This window comes from Streptomyces sp. NPDC001927 (genome assembly GCF_053594455.1).
In genome coordinates this window covers 986,149-1,005,463 of the sequence record NZ_JBSFEN010000001.1, presented here as the reverse complement: position 1 = coordinate 1,005,463, position 19,315 = coordinate 986,149, and the positions used below count along the sequence as shown (strand labels likewise).

Here is a 19,315-nt window from a genome sequence, read left to right as displayed (position 1 = left end):
CTCGCGTCAGCCTCGCCGTGCCGGGACCAGACGCGGGACCAGGTGGACGTACGTGACCATGCCCAGGACCTCTACGAGGGTTTGGGTGACTACGACGACGGTCGCTACGGCGAGGGTGTCCGGGAGGGCCAGGGCCAGGGGGAGGACGACCAGGGAGTTGCGGGTGGCGCCGGTGAAGACGATCGCGCGGGCGGCGCCTGTGTCGAGGTGGAAGAGGTGGGCCACGGCCTTGCCCGCGAAGGCCATGACCACCAGGAACGCCGCGTAGAAGGGGATCACGGCGGCTACGTCCGTGAGGCTGTCGCCGAGTTTGGGGACCTGTGAGGCGACCACCGTGAGGAGGGTTGCCGCCATCAGGGGGACCATTGTTGTGGTTGCCGCGGCCGATACCTTCTCGCCCGTCGGCCGGCTTGCTGCCCATGCTTGGAGGGTCCAGGCCAGGGTCAGGGGGATGACGATCAGGACCAGGAACGCTTCCAGGAACGGGGCCGGTTCGACGATGTCGGCGAGGTCGGGGCCCATGAAGAGGTAGAGGAAGCCGGGGAGCAGCGCCATCTGCGCCACCAGGAGCAGGGGAGTGGCGGCCAGGAGACGGCGGCTGGATCCGCCCGCCAGGCCCGAGAAGACGATCACGTAGTCGACGCACGGGCACAGCAGCACGAGCAGGACGCCGAGGCGGACCGCCTGGTCGGACGGGAGGAACGCGAACATCGCCGCGACCACGAGCGGGACGACGACGAAGTTCACGACCAGCGCCGCGGCCAGGAAGCGTCCGTCGCGCAGCGAGCGGAACAGCTCGGCCGCCGGCACCTGGAGGAACGTCACGAACAGGAGCGCCCCGAGGACGGGGTTGATCGCGTGTTCCAGGCCGGGACCGGCTGCCGGGGCCAGCCAGCCGAGGAGACCTCCCACGCCCATCGCCGCCAGGTAGATCGCGACCTGGTGGTCGTCCATCCGCTCGACCAGGCCCTTGGACTCCCGGTGCTCCACGTCGCCCTGCTCTTTCTCGTCGCCGCAGCCCGGTGGGCGGTCGGCCGCTCTCGGGCCTCATCCTCGCAGGTGTCCCGACGATTCAGGGTGTGCTTGATTCAGGCTGGGCTTGATTCAGGAATGGCTGTACTGTCTCCCTCATGGACGTGACTCACACCTGCGGCCCCGTGGCCGTCGCCGTCGACGCCGCCGCGCTCGCCCGTGTCGGTACCGCACTCGCCGACGAGAACCGGCGCCGGCTGCTGCTCGCCCTGCTGGACGCGCCCGCCTATCCCTCGGATCTCGCCGAAGCCCTGGGCATGACCCGCGGGAACGTGTCGAACCATCTGTCCTGCCTGCGCGGCTGCGGTCTCGTGCGCACCGTCCCCGTCGGCCGGCGGGTCCGTTACGAACTGGCCGACCCCAAGCTCGCCCACGCCCTGGCCGAACTGGCCTCCCTGGTCCTGCTCGTCGACTCCGAGGGGGACGACTGCGTCGAGGACGGTGAGCTTCGTGGGTGACGCTTGCTGCGCGGCCCAGAACCCCAAGCCGGCTTCCGCCTCGGCGCCCGCCGCGATATGGCAGGTGCGTGAGCTTCAGGCGGCCGCCGCCTCCGGAGTCCTGCTCCTCGTCTCACTCTTCCTGTCCGGGCCCTGGGACACCGGCGCCACCTGGGCGGCGCTGCTCGTCGGTGCGGCGACCTTCGTCCCCGGCACCGTGCGCGGTCTGCTCAAGGGGCGGCTCGGTGTCGGGCTGCTGATGACCATCGCCGCCGTCGGCGCCGTCGCGCTCGGTGAGTACGGCGAGGCCGCCACCCTGGCCTTCCTCTTCTCCATCGCCGAGGGCCTCGAGGGGTACGCCGTCGCCCGTACCCAGCACGGCCTGCGCGCCCTGCTCGACCTGGTCCCGCCCACCGCCACCGTCCGGCGCGGGGGTACGGAGACCGAGGTGGCGGCGGCCGACCTCAGGGTCGGCGACGTCCTCCTGGTCAGGCCCGGTGAGCGGATCGCCACCGACGGCGTCGTCGCCTCCGGCCGCAGCGCGCTCGACACGTCCGTGGTCACCGGCGAGTCCGTGCCCGTCGAAGCCGGCCCCGGCGCCGAGGTGTTCGCCGGCTGCGTCAACGGCTCGGGCGCCCTGGAGATCACCGTCACCGCGACCGCGCGGGACAACTCCCTCGCCCGCCTCGTCCACATCGTCCACGAGGCCCAGGAACGCAAGGGCGCCAGCCAGCGCCTCGCGCAGAAGTTCGCCAAGCCGCTCGTCCCCGGTGTCCTCGTGCTCGCCGCCCTGATCGCGGCCCTGGGCAGCCTCTTCGGCGACCCGGCGGTCTGGATGGAGCGCTCGCTCGTCGTCCTCGTCGCCGCCGCCCCGTGCGCCTTCGCGCTCTCCGTGCCCGTCGCGGTCGTCGCCGCCATAGGTACGGCCTCCAGGGCGGGCGTCCTGATCAAGGGCGGCGCCGCGGTGGAGGCCCTGGGCAAGGTGAAGGTCGTCGCCCTCGACAAGACCGGCACCCTCACCCGTAACGAACCCGCGGTCGTCGACGTCGTACCCGTCACCGGCACGGACCCTGCCCGGGTGCTCGCGGTGGCCGCCGCCCTCGAAGCCCGCAGCGAACACCCGCTCGCCGCCGCGATCCTCGCCGCGGTCGACAAGCGGGACCTGACCCCGGGCGAGGACGTCGAAGCCGTCCCCGGCAACGGACTCACCGGAACCGTCGACGGCGGCACGGCTCGCCTCGGCAAGCCCGGCTTCGTCGACGCCGGTCCGCTGGCCGACGACGTCCTGCGGCTCCAGGACGCCGGCGCCACCGTCGTCCTGGTCGAGCACGACCGCGTCCTGCTCGGAGCCGTCGCCGTACGCGACGAGATACGCCCCGAGGCCGCCGAAGCCGTCAAGGCCCTGCGCGGCCAGGGCATCCGGGTCGTCATGCTCACGGGCGACAACGCCCGTACCGCCGCCGCCATCGGCGCGGCCGCCGGCATCGACGACGTACGCGCCGAGCTCCTTCCTCAGGACAAGGCCCGTATCGTCACCGAACTCCGGTCCGCCCACGGCCCGGTGGCGATGGTCGGGGACGGCATCAACGACGCCCCCGCCCTGGCCACCGCCGACGCGGGCATCGCGATGGGCGCCATGGGCAGCGACGTCGCCGTCGAGGCCGCCGACATCGCGCTCATGGGCGAGGACCTGCGCCGGCTGCCCGACGCCATCGCCCACACCCGCGCGGCCCGCCGGGTGTTCACCCAGAACCTGCTGATGTCCGGCGGCATACTCGTCGCGCTCGTCCCCCTGGCCGCCACCGGCGCCCTGGGGCTCGCCACCGTGGTCGCCGGCCACGAACTGGCCGAAGTCCTCGTCATCGGCAACGGCATCCGGGCCGGACGCCGCAAGCATCTGCCCGCCCACGCCGCGCTTCGGGAGGCCGGTCGGGCCGTCCCGTCTGTGCGTAGGCCGGTCCAGGTGCCGGTCCCCGTCCCGGTCGCGTTGGCCGCGCCGAACAGCTGTGACTGCTGCGACTGAACGTCGAATTTCCCTCCCTCGCCCCCCACTTACCAATTTGTAAGTACTTGAGGGGTAAAGGAAACGCTGCCTACCCTCTCGGTGAAGGAGCCCGGGATTCGATTTCCACGAGGAGATATTTCTCAATGCCCAGCAACAACCCTTCGGTATCCGTCATCGGTCTCGGTCTGATGGGTCAGGCGCTCGCCGCGACTCTTCTGCGGAACGGCCACCCGACCACCGTGTGGAACCGGTCCGCCGACAAGGCCGACGCGCTCGTCTCCGAGGGCGCGAAGCTCGCCGGTTCCGCCGCCGACGCGGTCGCCGCGAGTGAGGTCGTCATCGTGTGCGTGTCGACGTACGAGGTCACGCGCGGACTGATCGAACCGCTGGCCACGCAGCTGTCGGGCAAGACCCTCATCAACCTCACGACCGGCACGCCCGACGACGCCCGGTCGACCGCCGCCTGGGCCGCCGAGCACGGCATCGCCTACCTCGACGGCGCGATCATGGCGATCCCGCCGCTCGTCGGCACGCCGCAGGGGCAGTTCTTCTACGGAGGCAAGAAGGAGGTCTTCGACGCCAACGTGGCCCTTCTGAAGGAGCTCGGCGGCGCGTCCGTGCACGTCAGCGAGGACCCCGGGGTTCCCCTCATCTTCGACCTGGCCCTGCTCAGCGTCCTGTACGCCGCAGGCCAGGGCTGGGGGCACGCGCACGCGCTGGTCAAGACGGCGGGCATCTCCGCCCAGGAGTTCCAGCCCCACATCGACACCTGGGTGCAGTACGTGGTCTCGGCCGCCATCGCGAGCCAGGACCAGGCGCGCGTCATCGACGAGGGCGACTACGCGACCGGGATCTCCAACGTCCGCACCAACCAGCTCGCGCTCGGCCACATCCTCCAGGCGAGCAAGGAGCTGGGCGTCGACGCGTCCTGGCTCGAGCCGGTCAAGAACACCGCCGACGAGCTGGTCGCCGAGGGTTTCGGCGACGACTCCTTCGCGCGCACCTTCGTGAAGGTGAAGGCGAAGAACGAGAAGTAGCCTTCACCGGCCTTCTGGCGGGGTCGGCCCGGGCGCGGCCCGGCCGGAGAGGAGCAGGTGGGCCGGTCCTGGGATGTCGGTGAGGCGCCGGGCCGTCCCGTACGCCAGGACGGCGCCCGTGCGGTGCCCGAAGGAGGCGTACGGCACGGGGGCGGAATTGAACACTCCGGCCGATGGGCGTGCTCCTGGGGGGAGGCGACCCTAGATCATATAGGCTGAAGCGCAATTTCTGACAGCTCCCGGAAGAAGGACACGATGACTCAGGTCGTGCTCACCACCAACTTCGGTGTAATCAAGCTCAAGCTCGACGCCGAGAAGGCGCCGAAGACGGTCGAGAACTTCTTGACCTATGTCAACGAGGGCCACTACGACAACACCGTCTTCCACCGCGTCATCCAGACGTTCATGGTCCAGGGCGGCGGCTTCCTGGAGGACATGACGCAGAAGCCCACCCACGCGCCGATCGAGAACGAGGCGCGCAACGGGCTGCGCAACGCCCGCTACACCGTGGCCATGGCCCGTACGTCCGACCCGCACTCGGCGTCGGCGCAGTTCTTCATCAACACGGCGAACAACGACTTCCTCGACCACACGTCGCCGTCCCCGCAGGGCTGGGGCTACGCGGTGTTCGGCAAGGTCGTCGAGGGTCTCGACGTGGTCGACAAGATCGCCGCGGTCCCCACCGGCCGCCGCAGCGGCTTCCAGGACGTCCCGGTCGAGCCCGTGGTCATCCTCAGCGCCAAGGTCGAGCAGTAGTCACGTCCTGACGGCGCGTCCGGCGCTCGGGACCGGGCCGCGGATGCCGGCCTGGTCCCGGCGGGCCGGCGCCGCCGGCCCCTTCCCGCGAGGCCAAATGCCGCATAGTTGATCATGGTGCGGGTAATCGGGTAAATTCGCCATCGGGGTTAACGGCTTGAATACATCGACCGAAGTGGGAGTTCTTGGGATCATCCCAAGGCGTCAAGTGGCGGCTGACCTGCGGGTTACCGGTGAATGCCTTGCGAGTGGGTCGTCCGTTGGTGTAGCTTGAAGCGAGTTGGTCGGGGGAAAATTTCCTGAAAGCGTCGTTCGGTTCAGGGGTGTCTCCCTGGCCGTCTACTCTTACCAACGACGTTACGGGGATACGTTGTGGACAGCCAGGAGCAGTTAATTGGCGTATCGGCGGACAATTCTGTCTACCGACGCCGACGTGACGAGATCGCGGCTCTCGCGGCGAATTACGTACGTGGCGACGTCATCCCCGAAATCGAATACACCGATGCCGAGCACGCCGTCTGGCGACTCGTCGCCGAGCGACTGCAGGAACGGCATCATTCCCTTGCGGCACCTGAATTCCTCGACGCGGCCGAACAGCTCGACGTCGGCGTCGATGGAATACCGCAACTTCAGCAAGTCGCCGACCGGCTCGACGAGCTGACCGGCTTTCGGCTGCAGCCGGCCGCGGGCGTGGTCCCCTTCCATCGCTTCTGCGGCTCCCTCGCCGACGGATACTTCCACTCCACGCAGTACATCCGTGACGGCGCGACGCCGTTCTACTCGACAGAGCCGGACGTCCTGCACGAGGTCATCGGCCACGGCAGCGCCCTGGCGGACCGCCGATTCGCCCAGCTCTACCGCCTGGCCGGCGAGGCCGTGCGCCGCGTGGAGACCGAAACGGCGCAGCAATTCATTTCCAAGGTCTTCTGGTTCACCATCGAGTGCGGACTCCTCGATGCCGCCGACGGGCCGCGCGCCTACGGTGCCAGCATCGTCTCGTCCTACGGCGAACTGGACCAGTTCCGCGCCGCCGAGATCCGGCCCCTCGCCATCGCCGACATGGTCCATGTCAGCTATGACATCACCCGGTATCAGGACACCCTTTACAGCGCCCGTTCCTTAACACACCTCGAGGATGTGGCCGGCGAATTCTGGGCAACCTGCGACGACGTATCCATAGAGCGGCTCCTGGCGGTCGCGAAATGACGGACACGGCCGTGCTCGACGTCGCCGGAATAGGGTTCGGTGCCGCGAATCTCGCACTGGCCGCAGCACTGCACGAAGCAGACCGGTCGGCGGGTGCGCTCTTCCTCGAAAAGCAGCCGGATTTCGGCTGGCATCGCGGCATGCTCATCGAGGGCGCCTCGATGCAGGTGTCCTTCCTCAAGGACATCGCCACGATGCGGAACCCGGTGAGCGAATTCGGTTTCCTCTCCTACTTACATGAGAAGGGCCGGCTCGTCGATTTCATCAATCACGCGGTCCTCACTCCCTCGCGCACCGAATTCCACGACTATCTCCGGTGGGCCGCCGACCGGGTGCGCCACATGGTCGAGTACGGCGTCGAGGTCACGGGCGTCCGGCCGGTGGTGGAGGACGACACCGTCGTCGCGCTCGACGTCCTGGCCGGTGACCGGATCGCCGCACGGACCAGGAACCTCGTCGTCGCCCAGGGCCTGCGCCCGCGCCTGCCCGAGGGTGTCGAAACCGGCGAGCGGGTCTGGCACAGCTCCCAGCTGATGCACCGGCTGCCCGCGTTCGACGAACGGGCCCCCAAGCGTGTCGTGGTGGTCGGAGCGGGCCAGAGCGCCGCGGAGATCGCGGGGCACCTGATGGACCGCTACCCGACGGCCGAGGTGTGCGCCGTCTTCACGCGCTACGGCTACAGCGTCGCCGACGCCAGCCCCTTCGCCAACCGGGTCTTCGACCCTGCCGCCGTGGACGACTTCTACCAGGCCCCGCCGGACGTGAAGCAGGCGATGCTGCGGTACCACGGGGGCACCAACTACGCGGTGGTCGACGGGCACGTGCTCGACGACCTGTACCGCCGCCAGTACGAGCAGAAGGTCACGGGAGAGCCCCGACTCCGGGTCATGCACAGCTCCCGGATCGACTCCCTCGACCCGCGCGCGGACGACGTCGCGGTGCGCGTGCGGTTCCTGCCCACGGGCGAGGTCACCGACATCGAGGCCGACCTGGTCGTCCACGCCACCGGATACACCTCGCCCGACCCGTCGGAACTGCTCGGCGGCATCGCGGACAAGCTGTGCCGCGACGAGACGGGTGAACTGCGGATCGGCCGCGACTACCGGCTCCGTACCACCGCCGACGTCCGTTGCGGCATCTACGTGCAGGGCGCCACCGAGGCGACGCACGGAATCTCCTCGACCCTACTTTCGATGACCGCGGTCCGCGCGGGCGAGATCGCGGAGTCGCTGGCCGGCGACCGGCGGACGCAGGAGCGGACAGCGGGGAACGGGACATGACGTGCACGAGCGTCCGTTGTACTCAGACGACCGCACGGGTCCGGTCCTGGCCCTGCTGAGAGCCAACCCACTGGCCCTGGTGGTGACACCGGGGGAGCACGCCCCGCTCGGCACGCATGCGCCGGTGCTGTTCCGCCACGGGCCCGGCGGCGTCGACGAGGAGACCCTCGCGGCCGACGGCACCTCCCTGGTCGGCTCGACGCTCGTCGGACACATGAACGTACGCAACCCGCAGTGGACCGCGATGCGCGAGGGCGACCGGGCGCTGGTCGTCTTCCAGGGCCCGCACGGCTATGTGTCACCGACGGTGTACGGCGTCACGCCCGCCGCGCCCACGTGGGACTTCACCGCCGTGCACGTGGTGGGCACGCTGCGCCCCACCGTCGATCCCGCGGAGGTCCTGGAGATCGTGCGGGACACCGCGCGACGCCTCGAGGCCGGGTTCGGCCAGGGATGGGACCAGGAGTCCTCCGTGGACTACTTCCGCGAGATCGCGCCCGGCGTGGGCGCCTTCGAGCTACAGGTGGAGTCGGTACAGACGATGTTCAAGCTCAGCCAGGAGAAGCCGGAACCCATGCGACGTCGGATCGTCGAGGACTTCGAGGGGAGCGAGTCGGCGACCCACCGGAAGGTAGCGGCCCTGATGCGCTCCCGCGGCCTGGTCCGCAGGGACGAAGAGGCCGAGGAGCTCAGGTGACCGGGAGCACGGGGCGGCGGCCGGGTCTCGACTCGGCGCTGAGCAGGCTGAGGCAGCGCACGGCACGGACGGGCGCGGCGCCCGAGGGCATCACGCGCGTGTCGCGGGACCAGCCGCTGGAGTTGGCGTTCGCGCAGCAGCGGCTGTGGTTCCTCGACCGGCTGATGCCGGGCAGCGCCTTCTACAACTTCGGATCCGCCGTACGCGTACGCGGCACGCTGCGGCCCGACGTGCTCGGCCGGGCGCTGAGCCTGATCGTGGCGCGGCACGAGGCGCTGCGGACCGTCTACACCGACGACGCCGGTGCGCCCTCCGCCGTCGTCCTGGCCCCCGCGCCGGTGCCGGTGGACGTCGTCGACGTCGCCGACGAGGCCGAGGCCGAGCGACTCGCGGGCGAGGAGGCCGCGCGCCCCTTCGACCTGAGCGAGGGGCCGCTGCTGCGGGCCCGTCTGCTGCGGCTCGCCGAGGACGACCACATCCTGCTGTTGACGGTGCATCACATCGCCACCGACGGCTGGTCCCACGGCGTGCTGTGGGCCGAGCTCACCGCCGCGTACGCCGCACTGGCCGACGGCCGGGAGCCGGAACTGCCCGAACTGCGCTTCCAGTACGCCGACTTCGCCGCGTGGCAGCGTCGCACGCTGCCGCCCGCCGAGCTGGAGCGGCGCCTGGAGTTCTGGCGGGAGCGCCTCGACGGCATCACGCCCCTGGAACTGCCGCTGGACCGGCCGCGCCCCGCCGTGGCGTCGGCCGAGGGCGGGGTCGTCATGTGGCGGCTGCCCGCCGACGTCGTCGCGGCCGCCCGGGCCGTGGGCGAACAACAGGGCGCGACCCTGCACATGACGCTGCTCGCGGCCTTCGGCGTCGTGCTGTCCCGGCACGCCCGCACGGAGGACGTCGCCGTCGCCCAGCCCGTCGCGGGCCGGCCGCTGGCCGAGGTCGAGAACCTGATCGGCTTCTTCGTCAACACCGTGGTGACGCGCACCGACCTGTCCGGCGACCCGACGTTCCGCGAACTGGTCGACCGCGTGCGCACCGCGTCCGTGGACGCGATGGCCCACCAGGACGTGCCGTTCGAGTACCTGGTGGAGAAGCTGGTCCCCGAGCGCGACCTGTCGCGCAATCCGCTCGCCCAGGTCGTCTTCCAGGTCGTGCCGGGTGCGACGGCGGGCCCCGCGCCGTTCCCCGGGACCACCACCGAGCCGTTCGCCGGCGACCGCGCCTTCGCCCGGATGGACCTGGAGGTCTACCTCGGCGAGGAGGCCGACGGCGGGGTCGGCGGCCTGGTCAACTACAGCCGCGCCCTGTTCGACGCCGAGACCGTCGAAGGACTGGCCCGGCATCTGACGGCCGTGCTGCGGGCGGCGGCCGAAGCCCCCGACGTACCGCTGTCCCGGCTGGCCATGACGGACGCCGACGAGCGGGCCGCGCTCCTCGCCGCCGCGCACGGCGCGACCGTGCCGCTGCCCGAGGCCGCACTCCCGGAGCTGTTCGCCGCGCAGGCCGCGCGGACCCCCGACGCCGTGGCGGTGGCCGACGGCGCCGACCTGTGGACGTACGCCGCACTCGACCGGGCCGCGAACCGGCTCGCGCACGTCCTCAAGGACCGCGGGGTCGGAGCGGAAGTCGTGGTCGCGCTGGCGGCCGAGCGGTCCGTGCGCCTGGTGGTCGCCGTGCTCGCCGTGCTCAAGGCGGGCGGCGCGTATCTGCCGCTGGACGCCCGCAACCCGGCGGGGCGCACCCGTGCGGTCCTCGCCGCCACCGGCGCGGCGCTGCTGCTGACCGACCGTGACGAGGCGGTCCCCGGCGCCGAGGACCTCCCCGTGGTGGACCTGCGGGTCGACCCGGCCGGAGTCCCGGACACCGCGCCCGAGACGGTCGCGCACCCCGACGGCCTGGCGTACGTGATGTCCACCTCGGGGTCCACCGGCACGCCCAAGGGCGTCGCCGTGACGCACCGCGCCGTGGCCGCCCTGGCCCTGGACCGGCGCTGGGCCGGCGGGGCGCACGAGCGCGTCCTGCTGCACTCGCCGCACGCCTTCGACGCCTCGACCTACGAACTGTGGTCGCCCCTGCTGTCGGGCCGCCGCGTGGTCGTCGCCCCGCCCGGAGCGATCGGGCCGAGGACGATCGCCCGCGCCGTCGCCGACCACGGCGTCACCGCCCTCTGGCTGACATCGGGCCTGTTCGACCTGGTCGCGGAGGAGGACGTGGCCTGCCTCGCGGGCCTGCGCGAGATCATCGCCGGCGGCGACGCCGTGCAGCCCGCGACCGTCGCCCGCGTACGCGCCGCCCATCCCGGCCTCACGGTCCTCAACGGCTACGGCCCCACCGAGACCACGACGTTCGCCACCGTGCACGCCGTCGCACCCGGGGAGCCCTCGCCGGCCGGCCGCGTGCCCATCGGCACCCCGCTCGACAACACCGGCGCCCACGTCCTCGACGACCGGCTGCGACCGGTGCCCTTCGGCGTCCCCGGTGAGCTGTACGTCTCCGGCGTGGGCCTCGCGCGCGGCTACGCCGGTCACCCCTCGGCCACCGCGGAACGCTTCCTGCCCGACCCGTTCGGCCCGCCCGGAACGCGCATGTACCGCACGGGCGACGTGGTGCGCCGCCGCCCCGGCGGTGTCCTCGAGTTCCTGAGCCGCGCCGACGGCCAGGTGAAGCTGCGGGGCTTCCGCGTGGAGCCGGGCGAGGTCGAGGCCGCGCTGGCCGGGCACCCCGCCGTCGCGCGCGTCGCCGTCGTCGTACGGGAGGACGGCGCGCTGGGCAAGCGGCTCGTCGCCTACGTCGTCCCGCGCGCCGGGGCCGAGCTCGACGCCGCCGCGCTGCGCACGCACGCCTCGGCCGCCCTGCCGGACTACCTGGTGCCGTCCGCGTACGTCCTGCTCGACACGCTGCCGCTCGCCGCGACCGGCAAGGTCGACCGCGCCGCGCTGCCCGCCCCGCAGGAGGAGACGGGCGCGGGTCACGTCGCGCCGCGCACCGAGACCGAGCGGGCGCTCTGCGGCATCTTCGCCGAGGTCCTCGGCGTCGCGGAGTTCGGCGCCGACGACGACTTCTTCGTACGCGGCGGCCACTCGCTGCTCGCGACGCGCGTCATCGCCCGCATCGCGGGCGCGCTCGGGGCCGAGGTGCCGCTGCGGAACCTGTTCGAGCAGCGCACGCCCCGCACGCTGGCCACCGTTGTGGAGGCGGCGGCGGCCACCACCGCGCCGCCGCTGGTGCCGGTGGAGCGCGGCGGCCCGCTGCCGCTGTCGTTCGCGCAGCAGCGGCTCTGGTTCCTCGACCAGCTCACCCCGGGCAGCGCGTCCTACACCTCCGGCGGCGCCGTGCGGGTGCGCGGCGCCGTCGACCCGGAGCGGCTCGCGGCCGCCCTGACGGCCGTCGTCGCCCGCCACGAGGCGCTGCGGACGACCTTCGCGATCGAGGACGGCTCGCCCGTCGCGGTCATCGCTCCCCCCGCCCCCGTCCCGCTGCCCCTGATCGAGGTGGACGGCGTCGACGCGGCGCGCGCGGCGGCCTCTACGGAGCTCTCCACCGGCTTCGACCTGGCCCGCGGCCCGCTGCTGCGTGCCACCCTGTTGCGCCTCGGCCCGGTCGACCACGTGCTCGTCGTCGCCGTGCACCACGTGGCGACCGACGGCTGGTCCCAGGCGCTGCTGTGGGCGGAGATCGCCGCCGCGTACTCCGGTACCGCGCCGGCGGAACTGCCCGTGCAGTACGCCGACTTCGCCGTCTGGCAGCGGTCCTGGCTCTCCGGAGACGTCCTGGAGCGGCGCGCCGAGCACTGGACGAAGCGGCTCGCCGACCTGCCGCCGCTGGAGCTGCCGCTCGACAAGGCGCGCCCCGCCGTCGCCACCGGCCGGGCGGGCGCCCTGCCGTGGGCCGTCCCGGCCGACCTCGTCCGCGCCGCCCGCGCCGTCGCCGCCCAGGAGGGCGCGACGCTGTACATGGCCCTGCTGGCCGCCTTCGACGTGGTGCTGTCCCGCTACGCGCGGACCGACGACGTGGCCGTCGGCTCGCCCACGGCGGGCCGCACGCACGCCGAGGTCGAGGCGCTGATCGGCTTCTTCGTCAACGTCGTCGTCGTCCGCACGGACACCTCGGGCGACCCGACGTTCCGCGAACTCCTCGGCCGCGTACGGGAGGCGGCCGTCGGCGCCGTCGAGCACCAGGACGTGCCGTTCGAGCACCTGGTGGAGCGGCTGCGCCCGGAGCGCGACCTCTCGCGCAACCCCTTGGTGCAGGTGGCGTTCCAGCTGCTCACCGGCGCACCGGGGTGGCCGTCGTGGGCGGACGCCGAGGTCGAGCACTTCGACCTCGACCACGCGTACACCCGGATGGACCTCGAAGTGCACGCCGTCGAGGTCGGCGACGAGGTCACCGCCACCGTGCTCTACGCGGCCGACCTGTTCGACGCCGACACCGTCCGCCAGCTCATGCACCACGTCACCGTGGTCCTCGGCCAGGTGCTCGCCGACCCCGACCGGCCGATCTCCGCGGCGACGATGCTCGACGACGCCGACCGGCACCGCGTGCTCGTCGAGTGGAACGACACCGCGGCGCCGCTGCCCGAGGGCTCCGTGCCCCGGCTCTACGCCGAGCAGACCGCCCGTACGCCCGACGCCGTCGCCCTGGTGTGCGGCGACGAGCGGGTCACGTACGCCGAACTCGACCGTCGCGCCAACAGGTTCGCGCACGTGCTCCTCGCGCACGGCGTCCGCGCGGACGAGCCGGTCGGTGTGGCCACCGGCCGCTCCGTCGACATGGTCGCGGCCGTCCTCGGCATCCTCAAGGCGGGCGGCGCCTACGTGCCGCTCGACCCGCGCAACCCCTCGGGCCGCACCGAACGGATCGTGGCCACCTCCGGCCTGCGTGTCGTCATCGCCGACCGGCCCGTGCCCGGCACCGACGCCGTGACGGTCCTCGACGCGGCCCACCCGGGCGACGCGCCCGACACGGACCCCGGCATCGACCCGGACCGCGACGCGACGGCGTACGTGATCTACACCTCCGGATCGAGCGGCGAGCCCAAGGGCGTCGCGGTGACCCACGGCAACATCGTGGTCCTCGCCGCCGACCGCCGCTGGCGCAACGGGAACCACGAACGGGTGCTGCTGCACTACCCGTTGGCCACCGACATCTCCACCTACGAGCTGTGGCCGTTCCTGCTGGCGGGCAAGCAGATCGTCATCGCCGCCGACGAGCACGTCGAGCCGGGGACCTTCGACCGGCTGATCCGCGAGCACGGCGTCACCGCGATGTGCCTGCCCGCGCCGCTCTTCAGCCTCCTCGTCGAGGAGTGCCTGCCCTGCTTCGAGGGCCTGCGCGAGGTGCTCACCGGCGGCGAGGCCGTGTCGGGCGAGACCGTCGCCCGCGTCATGGCCGCCCACCCGAAGCTGACCGTGGTCGACGCCTACGGCCCGACCGAGGCGACCGCGTTCGCCACCCTGTTCCCGATGGAACCCGGCTTCACCCTGGCGGGCTCCCGGGTCCCGATCGGCGCGCCGATCGACAACACCCGCGTGTACGTCGTCGACGGCGACCTGCGACCTGTGCCGCTGGGCGTCGCGGGCGAACTGGTCATCGCGGGGCCGCGCGTCGCGCGCGGCTACGTGGGGATGCCCGAGCTGACCGCCGAGAAGTTCGTGCCCGACCCGTGGGGCCCGGCCGGCGCGCGGATGTACCGCACCGGCGACGTCGTGCGCTGGCTGCCCACCGGCGCCCTGGAGTTCCTGGGCCGCGGCGACGCGCAGGTGAAGATCCGCGGCTTCCGGGTGGAGCTGGGCGAGATCGAGGCCGTGCTGCTGCGCCACCCCGCCGTCTCGCAGGTGACCGTGGCCGTCCGCGAGGACGTGCCCGGCGACAAGCGCCTGGTGGCGTACGTGGTGCTCGAACCCGGCCACGGCGAGGGCGTGCTGCCCGAGCTCCGCGCCCACGCGGTCGGCGGCGTGCCGGACTACATGGTGCCGTCGGCGTTCGTGGCGCTCGACGCGTTCCCGCTCTCCACCACCGGCAAGATCGACCGCAGGGCGCTGCCCGCGCCGGACGCCCGCTCCGTCGCCGAGGCCGCGTACGTACCGCCCACGACCGAACCCGAGAAGGCGCTCTGCGAGATCTTCGCGGAGGTCCTCGAGGTGCGGCCGATCGGCGCCGACGACGACTTCTTCGCCCTCGGCGGCCACTCGCTGCTCGCCACCCGGGCGATCGCGAAGATCCGTGCCCTCTTCGGGCCCGACGCCGAGCTGAAGTCGCTGTTCGAACTGCGCACGCCCCGCCGGCTGGCCGGGGCGGTGGGCGAGCTCGCCGCCGAGGTGGACGTGATCCGGCCCGTGCCGCGCGACGGCGCGCTGCCGCTCTCCTTCTCCCAGCAGCGGCTGTGGTTCCTCGACCGGCTCACCCCGGACAGCGGCTTCTGGAACGTGGCGATGGGAGTCCGCGCCCGTGGACCCTTCGACGTCGACGCCTTCCGCGCCGCCCTGTCGGCCGTCGTGGCCCGGCACGAGGCGCTGCGCACCGTCTTCCCCGACGACGGGGGCGGTACGCCGGTCGCCGTCGTCCAGGACGTACGGGAGATCCCCCTCGCCGTCACCGACGTCGCCGACGAGGCCGAGGCGCTTGCGCTCGCCGCGGCGGACGCGGCCCTGCCGTTCGACCTGGCACGGGGCCCGCTGCTGCGCGCCCGCGTGCTGCGGCTCGCGCCGGAGGACCACGCCGTCCTGATCACCGCGCACCACGCCGTCACCGACGGCTGGTCGCACGCCGTCTTCTGGGGCGAGCTGGCCGAGGCGTACACCGCCGCGCTCGAAGGGCGCGAGCCCGTCCTGCCCGAACTGCCCGTGCAGTACGGCGACTTCGCCGTCTGGCAGCGCGCGCATCTCGACGGTGCCGTACTCGACCGGCACGTGGAGTACTGGCGCGACCGGCTCACCGGGGTACGGCCGCTGGAACTGCCGCTGGACCACCCGCGTCCCGCCCTGGCCACCTCCGCGGGCGCCTCCCAGGCATGGGAGCTGCCCGAGGACCTGGTCCGCGCCGCGCGGGCGCTCGGCGACGACGAGGGCGCCACGCTCTACATGACGCTGCTCGCCGCGTTCTCCCTCGTCCTCGCGCGCTTCGCCGGCACCGAGGACGTCGCCGTGGGCACGCCCGTCGCGGGCCGCACCCGCGCCGAGGTGGAGCGGCTGATCGGCTTCTTCGTCAACATGCTCGTCCTGCGGACCGACCTGTCCGGCGACCCGACCTTCCGGGAACTGCTGGGCCGGGTGCGCGAGTCGGCGGTCGGCGCCATGGAGCACCAGGACCTGCCGTTCGAGAACCTCGTGGAGGCGCTCGCTCCCGAGCGTGACCTCTCCCGCAACCCGCTGGTGCAGGTGGTCTTCCAGCTCATGCGCGCCCCCGGCGACAAGGGGGACCGGCTCGGTGAGGCGCGGCTCGAACCGCTGCTCGACGAGCACGCGTTCACCCGCGTCGACCTGGAGGTGCACCTGACCGAGGACGGCGACCGCGTACGCGGCACGGTCCTGCACGCCACGGCGCTCTTCGAGGCCGAGACCGTACGCAGGCTGCTGCACCACCTCACCGTCGTCCTGCGCGCCGCGCTCGCCGACCCGGACGCACCGCTGTCCACGGTCTCCCTCCTGGACGACACCGACCGCCACCAGCTCCTGGAGGGCTGGAACGACACGGAGGTGCCGTACCGGGACGCGTCGCTCGCCGAGCTCTTCGACGAGCAGGTGGCCCGCACGCCGGACGCCCGCGCCGTGGAGTTCGGCGACGACACCCTCACCTACGCCGAACTGGGCCGCGCCGCCGAGCGGGTCGCCCGGCGGCTGCGCGCCCGGGGGGTGCGCCCGGACGACCTCGTCGGGCTCTGCCTGGACCGGAGCACCGCGATGATCGTGGGACTCGTGGGCATCCTGAAGGCGGGCGCGGCATACGTGCCGATCGACCCGACCCACCCCGCCGAGCGGGTCCGGCTCATCGTGGACGACGCGGGGATGGCCGTCGCCGTCACCGAGCGGGCCCACGCGGGCGTGTTCGCCGACGACACGGCGCTCGTCCTGCTGGACGGCCTCTCCGAGACCGACGCCGACACCGACGCCGCGACCGACACGGACACCGAGCCGGACGCCCCGGCCGACGCCGGCCCCGGTCCCGACTCCCTCGCGTACGTCGTCTACACCTCGGGCTCCACCGGTACCCCGAAGGGCATCGCCATGCCCGCGCGGTGCGTGGTCAACATGCTGGCCTGGCAGAAGAAGGCCGTCCCCGGCGGTCCCGGCACGCGCACCGCACAGTTCACCGCCCTCACCTTCGACGTCTCGGTGCAGGAGGTCCTCTCCGCACTGCTCTACGGCGAGACGCTGGTCATCCCCGCCGACGAGGTGCGCCGCGACCCGGCCCGGTTCGCCCGCTGGCTGGACGAGCGGGCGATCGAGCAGATCTTCGTACCGAACCTGATGATCCGCGCGCTCGCCGAGGAGGCCAACGCGGGCCGCGCCCGGCTGACCTCGCTGCGGCACATGTCGCAGGCGGGCGAGCCGCTGTCGCTGGACGCCGCGCTGCGGGAGTTCTGCGCAGCCCGGCCGGAGCTGCGCATCCACAACCACTACGGCTCGACCGAGATCCAGGTCGTGACCGCCTTCACCTTGCCGGCCGCCGTCGCCGACTGGCCCGGCACCGCCCACCTCGGGTGGCCGGTCGACAACTCCCGCGCGTACGTGCTCGACCGCGAGCTGCGGCCCGTGCCCGTGGGCGTGGCGGGCGAGCTGTGCTTCGCGGGTCCCGGCCTCGCGCGCGGCTACGTCGGCAAGCCGGAGCTGACCGCGGCGAAGTTCGTGCCCAACCCCTTCGGGCCGCCGGGATCCCGCCTCTACCGCACGGGCGACCTGGGCCGCTGGCGGCCGGACGGCAGCCTGGAGTTCCTGGGCCGGCTCGACCACCAGGTCAAGGTCCGCGGCTTCCGGGTGGAGCTGGGAGAGGTCGAGGCCGTGCTGCTGCGCCACCCCGAGGTGGCGCGCGCCGTCGTCGTCGCCCGCGAGGACGCCCCGGGCGTCAAGCGGCTCGTCGGCTACGTCGTGCCCGCCCCCGGAGTCGACCGCGACCTGCCCGCGCGGCTGCGCGCGCACCTCGCCGAGGCCGTACCGGACTACATGGTGCCCTCCGCGTTCGTCGCGCTCGACGCGTTCCCGCTGACCACCACCGGCAAGGTCGACCGCGGCGCGCTGCCCGCGCCCGACCTGCGCACCGCCCTCGACGTGGGCTTCGCCGCGGCCGGCAGCCGCGAGGAGGAGGCCCTCTGCGGCATCTTCCGCGAGGTCCTGGAGGCCGAACGGGTCGGTGTGGACGACGACTTCTTCGCCCTGGGCGGCCACTCGCTGGTCGCGGCCCGCACGGTCGCCCGCATCCGCGAGGTGCTCGGCGTCGAGGTGTCCCTGCGCGAGCTGTTCCACCACCGCACGCCGCGCGCGCTCGCCGAGGTCGCGGCCACCGCGCCGCGCTCGGCCGTGCCGCCGCTGGTGCCGGTGGAGCGGGACCGGCCGCTGCCGCTCTCGCTGACCCAGCGCCAGCTGTGGAGCCTGCACGAGGCGGACCCGGACGACGCGATGTGGACGATCCCGCTGGCCGTACGGATCCGGGGCGACCTGGACGTGGAGTTGCTCGGCCGGGCGGTGACCGAGGTCGTCGGCAGGCACGAGGTGCTGCGCACGGTGTTCGTGCCGGGCGACGAGCCCACGACGGTCGTCCTGCCCGCCGGCGAGGTCGAACTCCTCGCCGTGGACGTGCCGGACGAGGCGGCCGCGCGCGTCGCGGCGGGCGAGGAGGCCGCCCGGCCCTTCGACCTGGTCCGGGGCCCCGTGCTCCGGCCGTCGCTGCTGCGCATCGCCCCCGACGACCACGTCCTGATGCTGACGGTGCATCACATCGCCACCGACGGCTGGTCGCAGGGCGTGCTCTGGTCGGAGCTGTCCCGTGCGTACGAGGCGCTGCGCGAGGGGCGCGTACCGGAGCTGCCCGAACTGCCGGTGCAGTACGGCGACTTCGCCGCATGGCAACGGTCCTGGCTGACCGGCGCCGTACTCGACGAGCAGCTCGACCACTGGCGCGAGCGGCTGGACGGGCTTCGGCCCCTCGCGCTGCCCGGCGCCCGGGCCGTGACGGCTCGTGACGACGCGGGCGTGCTCACCGAGTGGCGGCTGCCCGCCGAACTCGTCGACGCCGCGCGGCAGATCGGCGCCGCGCACGGGGCCACGCTCTACATGACCCTGCTCGCCGCGTTCACCGCGACGCTGGCTCGGCACACCGGCTCCGAGGACCTCGCCGTGGGTTCGCCCGTGGCGGGCCGCACCCGTGCCGAGGTGGAGGGCCTGATCGGCTTCTTCGCCAACTTCGTACCCCTGCGCGTCGGCTTCGAGGGCGACCCGACCTTCGCCGAGCTCCTCGGCCGCGTCCACACGACCTCGGTCGACGCCTACGCCCACCAGGCCCTGCCGTGGGAGCGGGTCGCCGAGGGCCTGGGCCTCGACCCGGACCGGCCGCTGGTGGACGTGGTGTTCCAGCTCGTCAACGTCGAGCTGGGCGAGCTGCGCCTGCCCGGCGTGCGCGTCGAGCCGTTCGCGGGCGAGCGCGTGTACGCCCGCTGGAACCTCGAGGTCCACCTCGTCGAGGACCCCGACGGCGGCCTCACCGGGCACGTCGTGCACCGCGCCGCCGTACTGGACCAGGCCACCGTCGACGTCCTCCTGGGGGACACGGCGGCGCTGCTGGCTGCCGCGCTCGCCGATCCCGCCCTGCCCGTTTCCACTCTCCCGATCTCGGACCCGCTGGAGGGGACCACCCATGCCTGAGTCGCTGGACGC

10 protein-coding genes are annotated in these 19,315 nt (G+C 72.8%); 8 read left to right on the top strand and 2 right to left on the bottom strand.

Annotated features, from left to right (window positions below; all coding sequences use genetic code 11):
- Positions 1–6 precede the first annotated feature (6 nt).
- Positions 7–954 (bottom strand): arsenic resistance protein, encoded by a 948-nt coding sequence (locus ACWCO8_RS03905; RefSeq protein WP_451030894.1) that lies wholly within the window; start codon positions 952–954, stop codon positions 7–9.
- Positions 955–1,130: 176 nt separating this feature from the next.
- Here ACWCO8_RS03905 and ACWCO8_RS03900 point away from each other — a divergent pair, with 176 nt between their 5' ends.
- The 3 genes from ACWCO8_RS03900 to ACWCO8_RS03890 all read left to right on the top strand — a co-directional run bounded on the left by ACWCO8_RS03900 (position 1,131) and on the right by ACWCO8_RS03890 (position 4,511).
- Positions 1,131–1,490, top strand: coding sequence for a helix-turn-helix domain-containing protein (locus ACWCO8_RS03900; RefSeq protein ID WP_451030770.1), 360 nt, complete (start codon positions 1,131–1,133; stop codon positions 1,488–1,490).
- Positions 1,483–3,492, top strand: a complete 2,010-nt coding sequence (locus tag ACWCO8_RS03895; RefSeq protein WP_451030769.1) for a heavy metal translocating P-type ATPase — start codon at positions 1,483–1,485, stop codon at positions 3,490–3,492. The genes ACWCO8_RS03900 and ACWCO8_RS03895 overlap by 8 nt, the downstream gene beginning before the upstream one ends.
- 125 nt (positions 3,493–3,617) lie before the next feature.
- Entirely contained in the window at positions 3,618–4,511 is an 894-nt protein-coding gene (locus ACWCO8_RS03890) for an NAD(P)-dependent oxidoreductase (protein WP_451030768.1), read from the top strand.
- Positions 4,512–4,514: 3 nt separating this feature from the next.
- Here the strand turns inward: ACWCO8_RS03890 and ACWCO8_RS03885 are convergent, their stop codons facing one another.
- Positions 4,515–4,676 (bottom strand): hypothetical protein, encoded by a 162-nt coding sequence (locus ACWCO8_RS03885; RefSeq protein ID WP_451030767.1) that lies wholly within the window; start codon positions 4,674–4,676, stop codon positions 4,515–4,517.
- A 90-nt stretch (positions 4,677–4,766) separates the two neighbouring features.
- Here ACWCO8_RS03885 and ACWCO8_RS03880 point away from each other — a divergent pair, with 90 nt between their 5' ends.
- From ACWCO8_RS03880 to ACWCO8_RS03860, 5 genes are all read left to right on the top strand, one after another.
- Positions 4,767–5,267, top strand: coding sequence for a peptidylprolyl isomerase (locus tag ACWCO8_RS03880; protein WP_451030766.1), 501 nt, complete (start codon positions 4,767–4,769; stop codon positions 5,265–5,267).
- 372 nt (positions 5,268–5,639) lie between these two features.
- Positions 5,640–6,473, top strand: coding sequence for a phenylalanine 4-monooxygenase (locus ACWCO8_RS03875; protein WP_451030765.1), 834 nt, complete (start codon positions 5,640–5,642; stop codon positions 6,471–6,473).
- Positions 6,470–7,753, top strand: coding sequence for a lysine N(6)-hydroxylase/L-ornithine N(5)-oxygenase family protein (locus ACWCO8_RS03870; RefSeq protein ID WP_451030764.1), 1,284 nt, complete (start codon positions 6,470–6,472; stop codon positions 7,751–7,753). Before ACWCO8_RS03875 ends, ACWCO8_RS03870 begins: the two co-directional genes overlap by 4 nt.
- A 16-nt stretch (positions 7,754–7,769) precedes the next feature.
- Positions 7,770–8,450, top strand: coding sequence for an FMN-binding negative transcriptional regulator (locus ACWCO8_RS03865; RefSeq protein ID WP_451030763.1), 681 nt, complete (start codon positions 7,770–7,772; stop codon positions 8,448–8,450).
- Positions 8,447–19,303, top strand: coding sequence for an amino acid adenylation domain-containing protein (locus ACWCO8_RS03860; protein ID WP_451030762.1), 10,857 nt, complete (start codon positions 8,447–8,449; stop codon positions 19,301–19,303). Before ACWCO8_RS03865 ends, ACWCO8_RS03860 begins: the two co-directional genes overlap by 4 nt.
- Positions 19,304–19,315: the final 12 nt, after the last annotated feature.

Excerpts from the sequence above, each read along its gene's own strand:
- ACWCO8_RS03905 (WP_451030894.1), bottom strand. The coding sequence starts at position 954 with ATGGACGACCACCAGGTCGCGATCTACCTGGCGGCGATGGGCGTGGGA.
- ACWCO8_RS03890 (WP_451030768.1), top strand. The coding sequence starts at position 3,618 with ATGCCCAGCAACAACCCTTCGGTATCCGTCATCGGTCTCGGTCTGATG.
- ACWCO8_RS03900 (WP_451030770.1), top strand. The coding sequence starts at position 1,131 with ATGGACGTGACTCACACCTGCGGCCCCGTGGCCGTCGCCGTCGACGCC.
- ACWCO8_RS03880 (WP_451030766.1), top strand. The coding sequence starts at position 4,767 with ATGACTCAGGTCGTGCTCACCACCAACTTCGGTGTAATCAAGCTCAAG.
- ACWCO8_RS03870 (WP_451030764.1), top strand. The coding sequence starts at position 6,470 with ATGACGGACACGGCCGTGCTCGACGTCGCCGGAATAGGGTTCGGTGCC.